Raw genomic sequence first — 14,291 nt, forward strand, 5'->3', positions numbered from 1 at the left:
GCCCCGCAGCCGTCGCGCCCCCGCTCGCCGCCAGGATCCGCCCGCTCAACTCAACCCACCCGCAGATACCCCGTACTCAACACCAGATCCTTCGCAGGTCCGCCCACCCGCCACACCGTCCGCCACTGGTCCCCGTCCAGGACCGTGAACTCGCCCCGGTACAGGTCCGCCGAGCACGGATGGTCGGTGACATGGTGGCCGGAGGTGAGGTCCAGGTCGTGGAAGGGGCGGCCGTCGGCGAAGCGCACGTCCGCCGTGCCCGGTGCCGCGCCCGGCAGGAAGCGCAGGGTGCGCTCGGCGGGGCGGGGCACGCCCTGCCAGGTGAAGGTGCCCGACTCCGCGTGCAGCAGGCCCCCTTCCGGCAGCGGGCCGAAGACGGTCGTGCCCGAGAAGTCGCCCTCGTCACCGCTCGTCAGGTCCCGTACGGACCGCCGTACCCGCCACCTTCCGGACAGATACGCCAGTACATCGGGCACCGGCCAGAACTCGCCCACCGTCACACCCTCCCGCGCCACCGACGCCGGCCGTTCGGCGAGGCCTCCTCGTAGGCGGCCAGGGCACCGCTCATACCGCCGTCGGCCGTGCCACGGCACTGAACACGACCGGCGAACCACGTGAAGAAACCCAGTGCCGCGGCGAGAAAGCCGCACAGCTCCAGGTACGGCGACAGCACATCCATGACCTCGACCCTACGTCCCACCACGCGCCGGTCCCATTGACGTGCTCACGCCCCTTGCCTATCTTGCCGTTCGAAGTGCTGACCGACGTCCGGTATCTCGAACCCCACGTTCGAGTGCCGCGCACGATCCGACAAGAGCCGCGGAGTATCCATGTCACGCACCAGCCGCACCCGCCTGAGACTTGCCTTAGGGGCAAGCGCTTTCCTGCTGGCGACGGCCGTCGTCCCGGCCCCCGCCCACGCCGAGGACGTCACCGACTACGCGATCACCGTCGACCCCTCGACCCAGGGCGCCAGGATCGACAGGACGATGTACGGCGTCTTCTTCGAGGACATCAACCGCGCGGCCGACGGCGGCCTGTACGCGGAGCTCGTGCAGAACCGGTCCTTCGAGTACTCCACCGACGACAACAAGTCGTACACCCCGCTGACCGCCTGGACGGTCGCCGGTACGGCCCAGGTGGTGAACGACGCCGGCCGCCTCAACGAGACCAACCGCAACTACCTTTCCCTGGCGGCCGGTTCGTCCGTCACGAACGCCGGATACAACACCGGCATCGCCGTCGAGGACGGCAAGAAGTACGACTTCTCCGTATGGGCCCGCGCCGGCGGCGGCACCACGCTCGGCGTCGACCTCCAGGACGCGGGCGGAACGCTGGCGACCGCACGCCAGGTGGAGGTGAGGAAGAGAGGCTGGGGCCGCTACAGGGCCACGTTCACCGCCACCCGCACCAGCACCGCCGGCCGCCTCACCGTCACCTCCACCGACGCGACCGCCCTCGACATGGTGTCCCTCTTCCCCCGCGACACCTACAAGCACGAGCCGAACGGCCTCCGCGAGGACCTCGCCGAGAAGATCGCCGCCCTGCACCCGGGCTTCGTACGCTTCCCCGGCGGCTGCCTGGTCAACACCGGTTCCATGCAGGACTACAGCGCCGCCTCCGGCTACCAGCGCAAGCGCTCGTACCAGTGGAAGGACACCATCGGCCCGGTCGAGACCCGCGCCACGAACTCCAACTTCTGGGGCTACAACCAGAGTTACGGCCTCGGCTACTACGAGTACTTCCGCCTCGCCGAGGACATCGGCGCGATGCCGCTGCCCGTCGTACCGGCCCTGGTGACCGGCTGCGGCCAGAACAAGGCCGTGGACGACCCGGCGTTGCTCCAGCGGCACATCCAGGACAACTTGGATCTCATCGAGTTCGCGAACGGCCCGGTCACCTCGAAGTGGGGCAAGGTGCGCGCCGGCATGGGCCACCCCAAGCCCTTCCACCTCACCCACATCGAGGTCGGCAACGAGGAGAACCTCCCCGCCGAGTTCTTCGCCCGCTTCACGCAGTTCCGTACGGCGATCGAGGCCAAGTACCCCTACATGACCGTGATCTCCAACGTGGGTCCGGACGACAGCGGTTCGACCTTCGACACGGCCTGGCAGCTCAACAAGGACGCCCAGGTCGACATGGTCGACGAGCACTACTACAACAGCCCGCAGTGGTTCCTGCAGAACAACAACCGCTACGACTCCTACGACCGCACCGGCCCGAAGGTCTTCCTCGGCGAATACGCCTCCGGCGGCAACGCGTTCAAGAACGGCCTCGCCGAGGCCGCCTACATGACCGGCCTGGAACGCAACGCCGATGTCGTCAAACTCGCCTCCTACGCACCGCTGTTCGCCAACGAGGACTACGTCCAGTGGCGCCCGGACCTGGTGTGGTTCAACAACCACGCCTCCTGGGGCTCCGCCAACTACGAGGTCCAGAAGCTGTTCATGAACAACGTCGGCAGCCGGGTCGTGCCGTCGACGGCCACCGGCACACCGTCACTCGTCGCCCCGATCTCCGGCGCGGTCGGCCTGTCGACCTGGGCGACGAGCGCGGCGTACGACGACGTGAAGGTGACGGCGGCGGACGGTTCGGCGCTGCTCTCCGACGACTTCTCCGGTGACGCGACCCGGTGGACCCATACGGGAGGCGGGAGTTGGAGCCTCCAGGACGGGCAGTACGTCCAGACCGACACCGCCGCCGAGAACACCATGGTGTCGGCGGGCGACCCGGCCTGGCACGACTACGACCTCCATGTGAAGGCCACCAAGAAGGCCGGAAAGGAAGGCTTCCTGGTCGCGTTCGGCGTCAAGGACACCGGCAACTACTACTGGTGGAACCTGGGCGGCTGGAACAACACCCAGACCGCCGTCGAACAGGCCGTGGACGGCGGCAAGTCGACGCTGATCGCCAAGCCGGGGACCATCGAGACGGGCCGTGCCTACGACGTGGACATCAAGGTGAGGGGCCGTCAGGTCACCCTCTACCTCGACGGGCAGGAGTGGGGCAGCTTCGCCGACGACAAGCCGGCCGAGCCGTTCCGCCAGGTCGTCACCAAGGACGCCAGGACCGGTGACCTGATCGTCAAGGTCGTCAACGACCAGTCCTCGGCGGCCCGTACGGCGATCGACCTCGGCGGCGCGAAGGTCGCGTCCCGGGCGAAGGTCACCACGCTCGCCGCCGCGCCCGACGCGGTGAACAGCGAGACGGCCGCGGCGGTCGCGCCGGTCGTGTCCACCTTCAAGGGAGTTGCCGACACGTTCAGTTACACGTTTCCGGCGAACTCCGTCACGTTCCTGCGGATCAAGCAGAAGTAGCAGAAGTAGCTTCTGAGTCCGCCGTGTCGGGCGTGGGCTGCTGTCCCAGCGGCAGCAGTCCACGCTCGGCGAAGACCTTCTTCGCGGCGAAGGTCGCGTTGAGGGCCTTCGGCATACCGCAGTACACCGCCGAGTGCGTCAGGGCCTCGACGATCTCCTCCGGCGTGAGGCCCACGTTCAACGCCGCGTTCACGTGCACATCGAGCTGGGCCTCGCAGCCGCCGAGCGCGGTGAGCATGCCCAGCGTCACCAACTGGCGGTCGCGCGGGGCGAGTCCGGGACGGTCGTAGATCTCGCCGAAGGCCCAGGCCACGACCTGGTGACCCAGTTCGGGGTTGATGTCGGCGAGCGAGTCGACGACCCGCTGCCCGGCCTCGCCGTCGACCCGCTTCAGGACCTCCAGGCCGTGGGTGAAACGCTCTTCACGGGTGGTGCTCGCGCTCATGTCGGTTCGTCCGATCCCGGCTGCTCGTTCTCGTTCTCGTTCTCGATCTCGTGCTCGCGCCCGTGTTCGTCGAGGAGCAGCCGTTCGTAGTGGTCGATCTTGTGGTCCAGCACTGCCGCGTTGCGGCGCAACGCCCTGATCCGGTCGGCCAGTTCGGCGCGGTGCTCGCGGAGCATCGCCAGCCGGTCGGCGACCGTGACGTCCCCCGCCGCCCGCAGCGCCGCGAACCGCTGCATGTCGGCGATCGACATACCCGTCCCGCGCAGCCGCAGCAGAAACTCCAGCCAGGCCAAGTCCGCTGTCTGATACCGCCGTTGGTTGCCGGTGCTCCGACCGACCCGCTCGATCAGGCCGGCCTTCTCGTAGTAGCGCAAGGTGTCGTGCGAGAGACCGGTGCGCTCCGCGACCTGGGCGATGGTCAGGGTCGGTTCCCGGTCCCGGGGGAGGGGATTCAGGGGCTGTCCGCTGCTCATGAACACAACGGTAGAACCTGGAGCGCGCTCCAGGTCAAGGGCCTCCTCCGGCCCAGGGCCGCGGGCGCCTCACCAGTACGCGTACTCGTCCCACGCGTCGAAACCGGCGTGCTCGACGGGGTCGTCCTCCTCGTCGAGCGCGGCCAGGCCGGGGACGGCCGGTGTGCCGCGCTGCCAGGCGAGGAGCGTGTCGATGAGGCCGCCCGCCAACGCGGGCCCCTGGTCGGTGTGGCGGGGCCACACGATCAGGGGCCAGGCGTCCGGGTCCGGGCCCTGGGTGAGCCAGCCCAGGTGGTCGGCGTCGTAGGAGTTCGCGAAGGGCAGGAAACCGCCGGGCGCCGGCCAGACGGTCAGCGGATACCCGTCCGGGTAGTTGTCCTTCAGCATCCGATAGGCGTCGAGTGCCTCCTCGACGTGGGTGACGAAGCGCCGTTCGCCGGTGCGCAGCGGAGTCAGGAAGCGCAGCCACGTGCCCCAGTCCCCGGCGCCGTACACCTCCATCAACTCCACGTATTCCTTGGGCAGTTGCGTCCCCAGCTCGGCGAAGAGCTCCTCCCAGGTGCCGTCGCCGAGATACGGGCGCTCAGGGGTCGGGGACAGCAGCCGCAGGGCGTCGAGGCCCGTGCCGGTCTCCAGCGCGATGCGGCGCTCGGCCTCGGTCAGCCGGGGTGGGGTGGGCGCGGGCGGGGTCCATGGTCCGGCCGTGGGCAGGTACGCGGTGCGGGCGAAGCTACCGGGGAGGGGGCCCAGCAACGGGCCTGGCGGGGATGGCAGTTGCGGGGTGTCGCGGACGGTGTGCAGCAGATAGCCGGTGAGAGTGAGGTCGTAGCGGTGGAAGGGGAGCAGATCGCTGCCCGGCGCCGGGTGGGAGTGCCGGGCGACGACCGTCCAGCGGTTCGGGTCCGCGGAGACCGAGGTGTCCCAGAACAGCACGTCACTGCCCCGGCTGAAGCCCCACGCCAGCAGCCCGCCGGGTGCCGGATGCACGGACGGCCGTACGTCCTCCGGCAGTTGACGGGCCGCGATGCGGGCCGTGCGATGTGTCTCCCGCAGCCAGTCGCCGTAGTCGAAGCGGTCCCGCTCGACGCACGGCACATGGATCCAGAGGTGCTCACCGAAGTCCAACGGGCCGTAGCCGTCCGCCAGTTGCTTGTAGTCGTCCGGCAGCCGCAGTCCGAGCCACGCCTCTACGGCCGTCCAGTCGACGGGGATCGGGACGGGTGGGCGTTCGGTGGAGGGAGTGGCGAAGGACGTGATGTCGGGGTGGGCGTCGTTCCAGACCAGTTCACGGGAGCCGGTGATCGTGGCGACGCGGGGGCGTTCGGCGCCACCGCGTTCGGCGTGCCGTGACAGGGCCGGTGTGCCGGTGGTGAGTGCCTCGGCCGTGTCCGCGAGCAGCTCGGACACCGAGTCCCACAGGGGTGTGCCAGGCCCGGGCAGCTCGTGGTCCCAGAGGAAGACGGCACCGAACGTCGGTTGCCCGGACCGGAGATCGACCAGCAGGTGGTCGCCGCCCGCGTCGTCGGCGATCGGAAGGAACCCGGGGAGGTGCTCCGTGGCGGCGGCAAGCGCGTCCGAGTGCGCCGCCTCGTCCCGCGCGACCAGCACCAGGATGTCCCTGATCTCGATCGCCTCGTCCAGCTCCAACGGGGCGAAGTCCAGGGGGATCCACGCCGTTGCGGCCATGTCGTCGAGTCGCCACCACGCGAGCACGTCCGCCGGCAGAGCGGCGCCCGGCGCGCTCACGACCGCGCCGACCCGCTCCGCGTCCGCCGCCGCGCGCACGGGCCCCGCGGGGACGTGCGTCCCCAGCCACTCCGCTATGCGGCCCCACGATTCCCGTACGGCCCGCTCCGTCCCGTCCATCGGCTCGGTCATTCTCCGTGCCCGGTCGTCCACCGGCGCGGGAGGCGGCGGGGAAAGCGACCGAGGACGTAGTGGGCGGGGACGAGCGTGACCCAGAACCACATGGCCGCCTGCGTGTTGACGAAGGCCAGCGGAATGGAGAGGCCGAAGACCAGGACGCTGGAGCCGAGTTGGGCGGTGAACCGGCGACGGGCCACGGCGGCGGGCGACGCGGGCGAGGGGTGCACCTGGTGTTGCGTGAGCAGCAGCAGGGTCGCGTGCACCGTGTGGACCGCGGCCATGGCACCGGCGTAGAGGGCGACGGCTTCGGGCTGGGAGGCGTATTCGGCCAACAGCGCGGTGGGGAAGGGCAGGAGGGCGACCAGGCCGAGGCCCAGCAGGATCAGACGCGTGACCAAGGTCGTCGCGGTGGGCAGCGCGGTGAGGATGCGGCGGTGGTCACGCCAGAACCCGGAGATCAGGGAGAAGCTCAGGGCGAAGGCGCCGAGACTGGGAAGCGCGTCGGCCAGGGCCTTGTGGAATGCGGCGGCGTCCAGATGGGCCGGGACCCCGACGTCGATGACCAGCAGGGTCATCGCGATGGCGTATATGCCGTCGGAGAGAGCGATCAGCCGTGCCGCGCTCGGGTCGCTCTCGTGCGTGGGGGTTTCCGCCACTGGCTCCGTCATGGCGACGACAGTAGGGCTTCGCGTTCCGGGCGCGGCGCAGGGGCAGGGGGCTCGTACCGTGCCGTCATCCGCCGAGCGTGACCGGGCCGAGGCCGGGCGGCAGGTGGCGGACGGCCTGTGCCACGGCTTCCCGCGCTGTCGCGAACCGGCCGAGGTCGATGCCGATGAAACCCCGGCCCACCCCGAACGTGCCGTCGCTGTTCGCGAACAGAGACGGTCCGACGGCGGTCAGGCGGGGGCGGGTGTCGGTCGCGAAGCGCAGCACCCAGTGACTGGTGAACGGGTAGAGGGCACGCAGCGCCGGCTCGGCGTACGCCGCCTCGATCAGAGCCTGGTACGTCTCCCGCCAGGGGTACTCCTGTTCGCCTGCCTGGCGGCGCAGGTGCTGCCACTCGGACTCCGTCAGGCGCGCGGGGTCGCCGTCGGGCACCTCGAAGCGGCCGGTCAGGTGGACGAAGGGGGCCGCTCCGCGGAGCTCGTCCAGCGGTACCTCGTCGTGCCAGGCCCGGACGGCTTCGGCGACCTCCGCCAGGTCGTCCGTGCTGCCGTCGACGAGGGCCAGCCCTTGGAGCGGTTCGTTGCCGCGGATGGACCACCGCCGTTCGTACGGCCAGGCGCTGACGTGGAACGACTCGCGATGCGGCAGGGCGCTCTCGATGCTCGCGTGCGTCAGCGGGGCGGTGTCCGGGGAGCTGATGCGGACGGCGTCGAGGCGGCCGTCCGCCACGGCCCGGAGCGCTGCGGCGAGGCTGCCGCGGTCCGCGACATCGGGGTACAGGACGGAGGGGGAGGGAGGTGTGGGCACGGCTGGTGATTCTGCCCGAACCGTGGGTGCTCCGGATGCCGGTCGGGCGCACGCGCCGGGGTGCGGAGGCGGTCGCGAGATCGAGGTGCACGCGGTTCTCCGTCTCCGTCACGGGTGGTGTGGACAGCCCGGCCGAACGCCTCCGCTCGGAAGGGGCCCGCGGGCGTCAGGGGTGGATCGCGTACAAGAAGTCGTCCTTGCTGCCCACGTACACCGTCCCGCCAGCGACCACGGGCCACGAATACACCTCCCCCTGGGTTTCCGGCCGCCAGCGTTCCTCACCGTCACCCCGTCCAGCGCGAGCAGACCATCGCCATTGCCCACGTACGCGATTCCGTCGGCCAGTGTCGGCGCCTTCTGAACGCCCCCATGGGGGAAGACGTCCCATCGCCGGTCTCCGGTGGCTGTGTCCAGGGCCGGCAGACGCCCGTCTCCCGCCCGCACAGGACTCGTGTCCCGCCCGTGGCCGCCCGCCCGCGTTCACCGCCCGGCGAGCGGGACTCCGAGCACTCCGCGGTCGTGTCCGACGATCAGGTCCGGACCCGTGGCGGCCAGCGAGGTGAGCGTCACTTCCAGAGCGATGTGGCGCACCGTTCCGGTCTCCGGTTCCCATACCCGCAGGCCGCGCCTCAGTCTGCTGCCGGTGACCAGGACGGAGGGACCCCCGTGCGGCGTGGTGGCGGCCAGGAGCGGAAGGCCGGCGGTGCCCGTCGAGGAGGGCAGGCCGTCGCCCACCGGGTCACCGGTCGCGAGATCCCACAGCATGACCGCACCGCGGTCGTCCCCGGTGGCCAGCAGGGTACGGCCCCGCATGGGCACGGCCGCCACCGCCGCCACCCGGTGGTCGGCATCGTGGAGGGCGCGTTTGCTCAACTGCACGGCCGCGCCCGGCTCCCAGGGGTCCTCGACGGCCGGATCCCACACGTGCAGGCGGCCCCCGGTGTCCGCGGCCGCGATCAGCGTGTGGCCGGCGGAGATCGGGACGGCGACGATCGACCGGATCGGACTGCCGTACGGGTTGAGGCTCCCGACGGACTCGCCTGTGGCCGGGTCCCACAACCGGACCGCGCCTCGGGGGGCCACGGTGACGAGCAGGGTCCGGCCGTCGGGGACGGTCGCGGCGCACATCCCGATCACCTCGCCCGGCCGACTGCCGAACCGTTCGCGGACCGGGCGGCCGGTGGCCGGATCCCACAGGGTGATCGTCCCTGTCTCGCCTCCGGTCGCCAGCAGGACGCGGCCGTCGGGCAGGGGCAGTGCCGTCATCGAGCGGATACGGTCCGGCTGTCCTGGCAGCGGGTCATGGCTGAGTCGGCCGGTGGCCGGATCCCAGAGGCAGACTGCGCCCTGGTCTCCCACGCCGGCGACGAGCGGCGACCGACCGGGGCGGGCCACGACCGCCAGCGAGTCGACGCCCCCGACGGAAAGCGGCGCCGGATCGGAGAACTCCGCCAGGAGGCCCCACGCTGTGCCGTCGGACGTGACCAGGGCGCTCCCGTCCTGCCGGAGCCGCGTGGGCACTTCGCCTGTCGGGCCGGTCGCGGCCGGGGGCAGCGCGGAAGCCGAGTCGTCGGCGGTCGGCGACTCGTCCCGCAGGGGGTTCTGGGGGTGCGCGCCGTCCGGGTTCTCCGCCAGGCCGTCGGCGATGGTCCAGGTCCGTTCGCAGTCCCAGCAGCTGAAGTGCCCGGTGAGCAGCATCCGTTCGCGGGCCGTCTTCCTCCCGGCCGCTTGCGGGGTGCCCTTGGCCGCGACCATGCCGGCGACCAGACAGAGGACGGCCGGCCCCGGTGTCCCGAGGGGTGTCCCGGCCGCCGCGACTCCGCGCGCCACCCGCAGGAAGGGCTCCCACCCGTCCCCCAGGGTCTCCTCGCGCAATGCCGTGGCGACCTCGCCCCACGGGTGCGGCCCCGGACGGGCACGGACGGGATCAGGCAGCACGGGAGCATCGAGAGCCGGACGGACCGGGTCCACGAAGAACTCGGGGATCTCGGTGTCGCTCCCGCACCCGGGACACACCAACCGCAGGTACCCCTCCTGGAGTTGGAGAGACCACAGGGCCGTGCCGATGTGGTGACCGGCGAGGGCGACGCAGGACAGCGCGAGGGAGACACAGGCCTCGGCCGGAGCGCCGGTGGAGAGGAGGCTCCGTACGGCCGCCTGCTCGGCCAGACGAAGTGCGGCACTGAACCCCGCGTCGAGATCGGCCGGGACGGGGGCTCTGTCCTCCGCGGTCACGATGCATCCCAGGTCCACCCAGAAATCCACGGACTGACCCGGCGGCAAGGCCGCTGCCGCCTCGACGAGATACGGCAGGGCCGCATAGGCCCCGTCGAAGACGGTCCCGTCGTCCAACAGGCCTCCGGCGAGAGCCGTCCAGGTCTGCCTCCAGCCCTCGCCGGTCTCGGTGGCGGTGCGGCCGACAGCGGCGGAGGCAGCGGCGGAGGCCATCTGCTCCAGGAGTACCTCCACCTCCTCGGCCGTCACGCCGTCGAGGTCACGCCAACGCGGGCTGCGCAAGGGCAGTTTCGGAATCATGGAGCCATACTCGCAATCAGCGGTGACAGCGGAGGGCGAAGGTCCCGCAGGCCGCCGCCTTCAGCAACCCGGCCTGTGCGTAGGTGAGTTGCGGTGACGTGTGGTCCGGCAGGACGTCACACCCCGTCGTGGATCATCATCTGCTCGACGACAACTGCCGCCGACCGAGGCACGATCGGCTCCAGGACCGGCAGGACAGCGGCCCAGCCGTCGAGCACCACGGCCTGTGCGGCAAGCCTGCGCGCGTGCGACGGCCCGGACATCTCCATGTGCCCGGACACCTCCACGGACCCGGACACCTCCACGGACCCGGACACCTCCACAAGTGCCGCCAGCGCGCGGGCACTTGTAGCGCGGTAGGCGATCGAGTGGGCGAGCGCCTCCGCCCGCTCCGGGTCGCCGTGCCGAGCCCACTCCGGTACGACCGCCACCAGCGCCTCGCCTTGTGCCCAGCGGTCGCTGATCGCATGGGCCAGTGCCTCGGCCCGGCCCGGAGCACCGCGCCGGGCCAGTTCCCGGACTACGTCGATCAGTGCCCTGGCCCGCGCCCGGTCGTCGGTGATCGCGTGGCCGAGGGCCTCTGCCGCGTCCGTGTCGCCGTAGCGGGCCACCGCTCCGACGATCTCCGCCCGCCACCCCGCGCGCAGTTCGGGATCGAGCCACTCGGCGAGGGCCATGGCGCGCTCGACCTGTCCTCGCCGGGCCAGCAGCAGCGTCACGGACCTCAGCAGCGTGTCGTGATCACGGCCGTCGCCGGCCCCGAGCAGCGCCTCGGCCCGGTCGGCCAGGGCGAGGGCCACGTCCTGATCGGCGGTCTCCGCGACGGCGTCCAGCACGCGGGCCAGGCCCCGGGCACCGAGGAACGACCGAGGTGGGAGCGGGCGTACGTCGGTCTCGTCAAGGCGTCCGTCCGGAACCGCGTCTTGGCCCGCGCCCTGTTCTGCGTCCTGGTCCCCGGTCTCAGCGATCGCCCACCCGCACCCGCCGCCCCCGGCGCCGACGGGGGGTCTGGGCGGAGGACGCAGCAGGGCGTCGACCCGGTCCAGGTCTCCCCTCAGGGCCTCCCGGGCCAGGACGGCCGTTAGGGGCCGCGACCACGGTGTCCCGCCATGGGTCCGGGTGAAGTCCTCGACACGGTCGGCGAGTTCGGCGGCCCGGACATGATCGCCGGTCGCGGCGGCCAGGTCCATGAGCAGGGCGAGCACCTGCCCCGTCCCGTCGAAGACGCACGCACGCACCTCGTCATCAGCCCGGGCGGCGAACCGGAGCGCCTCATCGGTGTCGCCGCGGTCCGCCACCGCTTTCGCCAGCACGGCCCAGGTCCGCGCCCAGTTGTGCGGATAGCGAATCGTCTCCGCCAGCGCTACGGCCCGGTCGCGCTCACCCGTGACGGCCCACGCCGACACGAGGACGACCAGCGCGTCGTCCCGCAGTTGCCGCAGGGGGATCGACTCGGCCAGTGCCTGGGCACCGCACAGGTCTCCCGCGTCGGCCGCGGCCTTCACCAGCCCCAACAGCTCATCGCTCAGCGCGAGTTCGTCACTGTTCGTGCAGGCCAGCTCGGCCGCGCGGACGAGGTGGCCGGTGCGGGCGAGCGCCTTCGGGAGCCACCCCCTGGTGAGATCCCTGCCGGGGGCCTTGCTCGGGGCGCCGTCCGGGTCCCTGTCCTGGTCCCCGTCCTTGTCCCTGTACTGGTCCTTGTCCGCAGACAACCGCAGCAGGGTCAGCAGACACGGCTCGAACCCCCCTCGCAGGATGTGCCTCCCCGCGTGGTGCTCCGGTGCCGGTCCACGACGCAGCTCCCGTTCCCGCGTCATGAAAAGCTCCGGCCCCCACTGGGCCAACCCCTCCGGCATGCCTACAGCACCCCCTCGCTGGAGCCGACAGCAGTGAGAACAGCGCGACCGGACGGACGCCCACGGTACGCCGACCGCGGGAGTGGCCGACGGCAGGACTCAACAGGCCCCGGTCGAAGGGGTTGTGATCGCAGAAAGGGGCGGTGATCGCTCCTCCGCGATGCTCGGACCCGACGACGATCACGGGTTGATCGCGATGGCGACGAGCCGGCGCTCCCGGCCCAGGACGCGGTCGAGGAGGCGCACCACGCGGTACATCAGGAATCGTCGCTTCATCAGTTCCTGGACGCGGGCGGTCTCCGCGGGGTCCAGGAGCCGGGCGGTGGCCGCGACGGTGGGTGCGTCGGCGGGAACGGTGCCCCTCATGTCGCACGGGGCGATGGTCACCCGCGGGCTGTTGCGGATCCGCTTGGCCTTTCCGGTCTCCGGTGGCGTCAGCGCGTAGAGGGTGCCCTCGTGCACGAGGCTGCCGACGGGGGTGGCGACCGGTTGTCCGTTGCGGCGGAAGGTGGTCAGACGGACGTGCTTGCCCTTGCCGATGCGGTCGAGAGCGTGGTCGAAGTCGCTGTGCGGGGTGGACATGGGGGTCTCCGAAGCTAGCGGGTGTGCCGGCCGGCGAGGGCGCGGGCCGTTCGCGCGGCCTGCTCCTCGACGGACGCGCGGGTGTTCCAGGCGCCGGGCAGCATGTCCTGCTGCTGGAACAGGGCCAGTCCGTGGGCTGCCGCGGCGACCTGGACGAGCAGCGCGAACGCCTCGTCCGGGTCAGGGGCGATCGCGCCGGTGACGGGCATCAGGTCGTCGTACAACGCGCTTCCCGCCCGGGCCAGTTCGGGGTGCCGACTCTTGTCGAGGCCGGCCAGGAACGTGATGTCGAAGAGGGCGCGCTCTTCGGCGGCGAACCGTACATAGGCGACGGCGAACGCGGCCAACTGCTCGGCCGGAGACGTGTGTTCGGCCAGCGCGGCGCGGTAGCGGCGCCGCTGCTCCTGGTAGCCCTTCAACGCCAGCGCGGCCAGCAGGGCCTCCCGGTCGGCGAAGTGCTTGTACGGCGCGGACACGCTCACTCCGGCCCGACGGCACGCCTCGGCGAGGGTGAATCCGTGGGGACCCCGCTCGCCGACCAGGGCGAGCGCGGCCTCCTCCAGCGCGTTGCGCAGATCTCCGTGGTGGGTGCCGGTGGGGCGCCGTTTGACTGCCATGTCTCGAAGGTTAACACTATTCACCATAGGTGAATGGCATTCACCATGGCTGGGAGGCCGGGCTCGGCCGCCCTTCTCCGCCGCACCTGACCGCCGAGTTCACGTACGACACCGGGAGCGACCGATGACGGCATCGAAACCCGCGCGCTGGAAGGCCCGCGACATCCCCGACCAGCACGGCCGCACCGCCGTGATCACCGGCGCCAACACCGGCATCGGCTTCGAGACGGCCAAGGCGCTGGCCCTGCGCGGCGCGTCCGTGGTTCTGGCGGTACGGGACGTGGACAAGGGCAAGCACGCCGTGGAGGCCCTCGCTCTCGCCGCCCCGGCGGCACGCGTGCGCGTCCAGCGGCTCGACCTCGGCTCACTCGCCTCGATCCGCGCCGCGGCGGGGGAGCTGCGCGACTCCTGCGCCCGGATCGACCTGCTGATCAACAACGCGGGCGTGATGTACACCCCGTACCGCACGACCGTGGACGGCCATGAGCTCCAGTTCGGCACCAATCACCTGGGGCACTTCGCCCTGACCGGGCTGCTGCTGGACCTGTTGCCCGCTTCCCCCGCGGCCCGTGTGGTCACCGTCGGCAGCGCGGGACACCGCATGGGCGGCCCGATCGACCTCGACGACCTCGGCTGGCACCGGCGCCCCTACGACCGGACCGCCGCCTACGGTCACTCCAAGCTGGCCAACCTGATGTTCACCTACGAACTCCAGCGCAGACTGCCCGCGAGCGGCCCCCTCGCCGTGGCCGCCCACCCCGGCGGCGCGAACACCGGCGGCTCCCGGAACGCGCTGTCCCACTCCTCGCCGCTCACCCGCGCGGCCTTCGCCGCGATCCGGCCCCTTCTCCTCCAGTCGCCCGGCATGGGGGCCCTGCCCGTGCTGCGCGCCGCGACCGACCCGGACGTGCGCGGAGGCGAGTACTACGGCCCACGCGGTTTCCAGCAGAGCAAGGGCCACCCGAAGGCGGTCCGCTCCAGCCCCCGGTCCTACGACGTGTCCCTCCAGCGCCGCTTGTGGTCCCTGTCCGAGGAGCTGACCGGCGTCGCGTTCCGGCTGTAGGGCGGCCGTCGCGGACCACTCTCCCTACCCATGGCCCTGGATTGCATAAACGTGCAGCGAAACG

At 71.3% G+C, this 14,291-nt stretch carries 14 protein-coding genes; 2 read left to right on the top strand and 12 right to left on the bottom strand.

From position 1 onward, the window contains the following. Positions 1–50: 50 nt before the first annotated feature. Together JHN63_RS24585 and JHN63_RS24590 are read right to left on the bottom strand one after the other, a co-directional pair. On the bottom strand, positions 51–494 hold the full coding sequence (locus tag JHN63_RS24585; protein ID WP_200684140.1) for a DUF6314 family protein: 444 nt from the start codon (positions 492–494) through the stop codon (positions 51–53). Between the two features lie 2 nt (positions 495–496). Continuing rightward, positions 497–679 carry a hypothetical protein gene (locus JHN63_RS24590; protein WP_200684142.1) on the bottom strand — a complete coding sequence of 61 codons (183 nt, stop codon included), beginning with the start codon at positions 677–679 and terminating at the stop codon, positions 497–499. A 151-nt stretch (positions 680–830) separates the two neighbouring features. On the opposite strand from JHN63_RS24590, the gene JHN63_RS24595 reads away from it, so the two are divergent. Further along, complete coding sequence (locus tag JHN63_RS24595; protein WP_200684152.1) at positions 831–3,317, top strand: alpha-L-arabinofuranosidase C-terminal domain-containing protein; 2,487 nt, start codon at positions 831–833, stop codon at positions 3,315–3,317. Here JHN63_RS24595 and JHN63_RS24600 read toward each other — a convergent pair. From JHN63_RS24600 to JHN63_RS24645, 10 genes are all read right to left on the bottom strand, one after another. After that, the gene (locus tag JHN63_RS24600; protein ID WP_200684160.1) at positions 3,304–3,762 is read right to left on the bottom strand and encodes a carboxymuconolactone decarboxylase family protein; all 459 of its coding nucleotides are present in this window, start codon (positions 3,760–3,762) and stop codon (positions 3,304–3,306) included. The two genes, JHN63_RS24595 and JHN63_RS24600, sit on opposite strands and share 14 nt — an antisense overlap. After that, entirely contained in the window at positions 3,759–4,235 is a 477-nt protein-coding gene (locus tag JHN63_RS24605) for a MerR family transcriptional regulator (protein ID WP_234477632.1), read from the bottom strand. The genes JHN63_RS24600 and JHN63_RS24605 overlap by 4 nt, the downstream gene beginning before the upstream one ends. Before the next feature lie 69 nt (positions 4,236–4,304). Beyond that, the gene (locus JHN63_RS24610; protein ID WP_234477633.1) at positions 4,305–6,113 is read right to left on the bottom strand and encodes an SMI1/KNR4 family protein; all 1,809 of its coding nucleotides are present in this window, start codon (positions 6,111–6,113) and stop codon (positions 4,305–4,307) included. Next, on the bottom strand, positions 6,110–6,769 hold the full coding sequence (locus tag JHN63_RS24615; protein ID WP_200684162.1) for a TMEM175 family protein: 660 nt from the start codon (positions 6,767–6,769) through the stop codon (positions 6,110–6,112). The genes JHN63_RS24610 and JHN63_RS24615 overlap by 4 nt, the downstream gene beginning before the upstream one ends. Positions 6,770–6,833: 64 nt before the next feature. After that, on the bottom strand, positions 6,834–7,574 hold the full coding sequence (locus JHN63_RS24620; RefSeq protein ID WP_200684164.1) for a DUF6193 family natural product biosynthesis protein: 741 nt from the start codon (positions 7,572–7,574) through the stop codon (positions 6,834–6,836). Between the two features lie 166 nt (positions 7,575–7,740). Further along, a complete protein-coding gene (locus JHN63_RS54790) occupies positions 7,741–7,962 on the bottom strand; it encodes a PQQ-binding-like beta-propeller repeat protein (RefSeq protein ID WP_200684166.1) in 222 nt (73 codons plus the stop codon). A gap of 92 nt (positions 7,963–8,054) precedes the next feature. Next, entirely contained in the window at positions 8,055–10,109 is a 2,055-nt protein-coding gene (locus tag JHN63_RS24630; RefSeq protein ID WP_234477634.1) for a WD40 repeat domain-containing protein, read from the bottom strand. Between the two features lie 116 nt (positions 10,110–10,225). Continuing rightward, entirely contained in the window at positions 10,226–11,926 is a 1,701-nt protein-coding gene (locus JHN63_RS24635; RefSeq protein ID WP_200684168.1) for a hypothetical protein, read from the bottom strand. Positions 11,927–12,145: 219 nt separating this feature from the next. After that, positions 12,146–12,547 carry a PPOX class F420-dependent oxidoreductase gene (locus tag JHN63_RS24640; protein WP_200684170.1) on the bottom strand — a complete coding sequence of 134 codons (402 nt, stop codon included), beginning with the start codon at positions 12,545–12,547 and terminating at the stop codon, positions 12,146–12,148. A gap of 14 nt (positions 12,548–12,561) precedes the next feature. Continuing rightward, positions 12,562–13,164: a TetR/AcrR family transcriptional regulator gene (locus JHN63_RS24645; RefSeq protein ID WP_200684171.1), complete on the bottom strand. Its 603-nt coding sequence runs from the start codon at positions 13,162–13,164 to the stop codon at positions 12,562–12,564. A 124-nt stretch (positions 13,165–13,288) separates the two neighbouring features. On the opposite strand from JHN63_RS24645, the gene JHN63_RS24650 reads away from it, so the two are divergent. After that, a complete protein-coding gene (locus JHN63_RS24650) occupies positions 13,289–14,227 on the top strand; it encodes an oxidoreductase (RefSeq protein ID WP_200684178.1) in 939 nt (312 codons plus the stop codon). Positions 14,228–14,291 lie beyond the last annotated feature (64 nt).

This window comes from Streptomyces sp. MBT65, assembly GCF_016612545.1.
In the GTDB taxonomy this organism is placed as follows: Bacteria; Actinomycetota; Actinomycetes; order Streptomycetales; family Streptomycetaceae; genus Streptomyces.

Excerpts from the sequence above, each read along its gene's own strand:
- JHN63_RS24590 (WP_200684142.1), bottom strand. The coding sequence starts at position 679 with ATGGATGTGCTGTCGCCGTACCTGGAGCTGTGCGGCTTTCTCGCCGCG.
- JHN63_RS24595 (WP_200684152.1), top strand. The coding sequence starts at position 831 with ATGTCACGCACCAGCCGCACCCGCCTGAGACTTGCCTTAGGGGCAAGC.
- JHN63_RS24600 (WP_200684160.1), bottom strand. The coding sequence starts at position 3,762 with ATGAGCGCGAGCACCACCCGTGAAGAGCGTTTCACCCACGGCCTGGAG.
- JHN63_RS24605 (WP_234477632.1), bottom strand. The coding sequence starts at position 4,235 with ATGAGCAGCGGACAGCCCCTGAATCCCCTCCCCCGGGACCGGGAACCG.
- JHN63_RS24610 (WP_234477633.1), bottom strand. The coding sequence starts at position 6,113 with ATGACCGAGCCGATGGACGGGACGGAGCGGGCCGTACGGGAATCGTGG.
- JHN63_RS24615 (WP_200684162.1), bottom strand. The coding sequence starts at position 6,769 with ATGACGGAGCCAGTGGCGGAAACCCCCACGCACGAGAGCGACCCGAGC.
- JHN63_RS54790 (WP_200684166.1), bottom strand. The coding sequence starts at position 7,962 with ATGGGACGTCTTCCCCCATGGGGGCGTTCAGAAGGCGCCGACACTGGC.
- JHN63_RS24630 (WP_234477634.1), bottom strand. The coding sequence starts at position 10,109 with ATGATTCCGAAACTGCCCTTGCGCAGCCCGCGTTGGCGTGACCTCGAC.
- JHN63_RS24635 (WP_200684168.1), bottom strand. The coding sequence starts at position 11,926 with ATGACGCGGGAACGGGAGCTGCGTCGTGGACCGGCACCGGAGCACCAC.
- JHN63_RS24640 (WP_200684170.1), bottom strand. The coding sequence starts at position 12,547 with ATGTCCACCCCGCACAGCGACTTCGACCACGCTCTCGACCGCATCGGC.
- JHN63_RS24645 (WP_200684171.1), bottom strand. The coding sequence starts at position 13,164 with ATGGCAGTCAAACGGCGCCCCACCGGCACCCACCACGGAGATCTGCGC.
- JHN63_RS24650 (WP_200684178.1), top strand. The coding sequence starts at position 13,289 with ATGACGGCATCGAAACCCGCGCGCTGGAAGGCCCGCGACATCCCCGAC.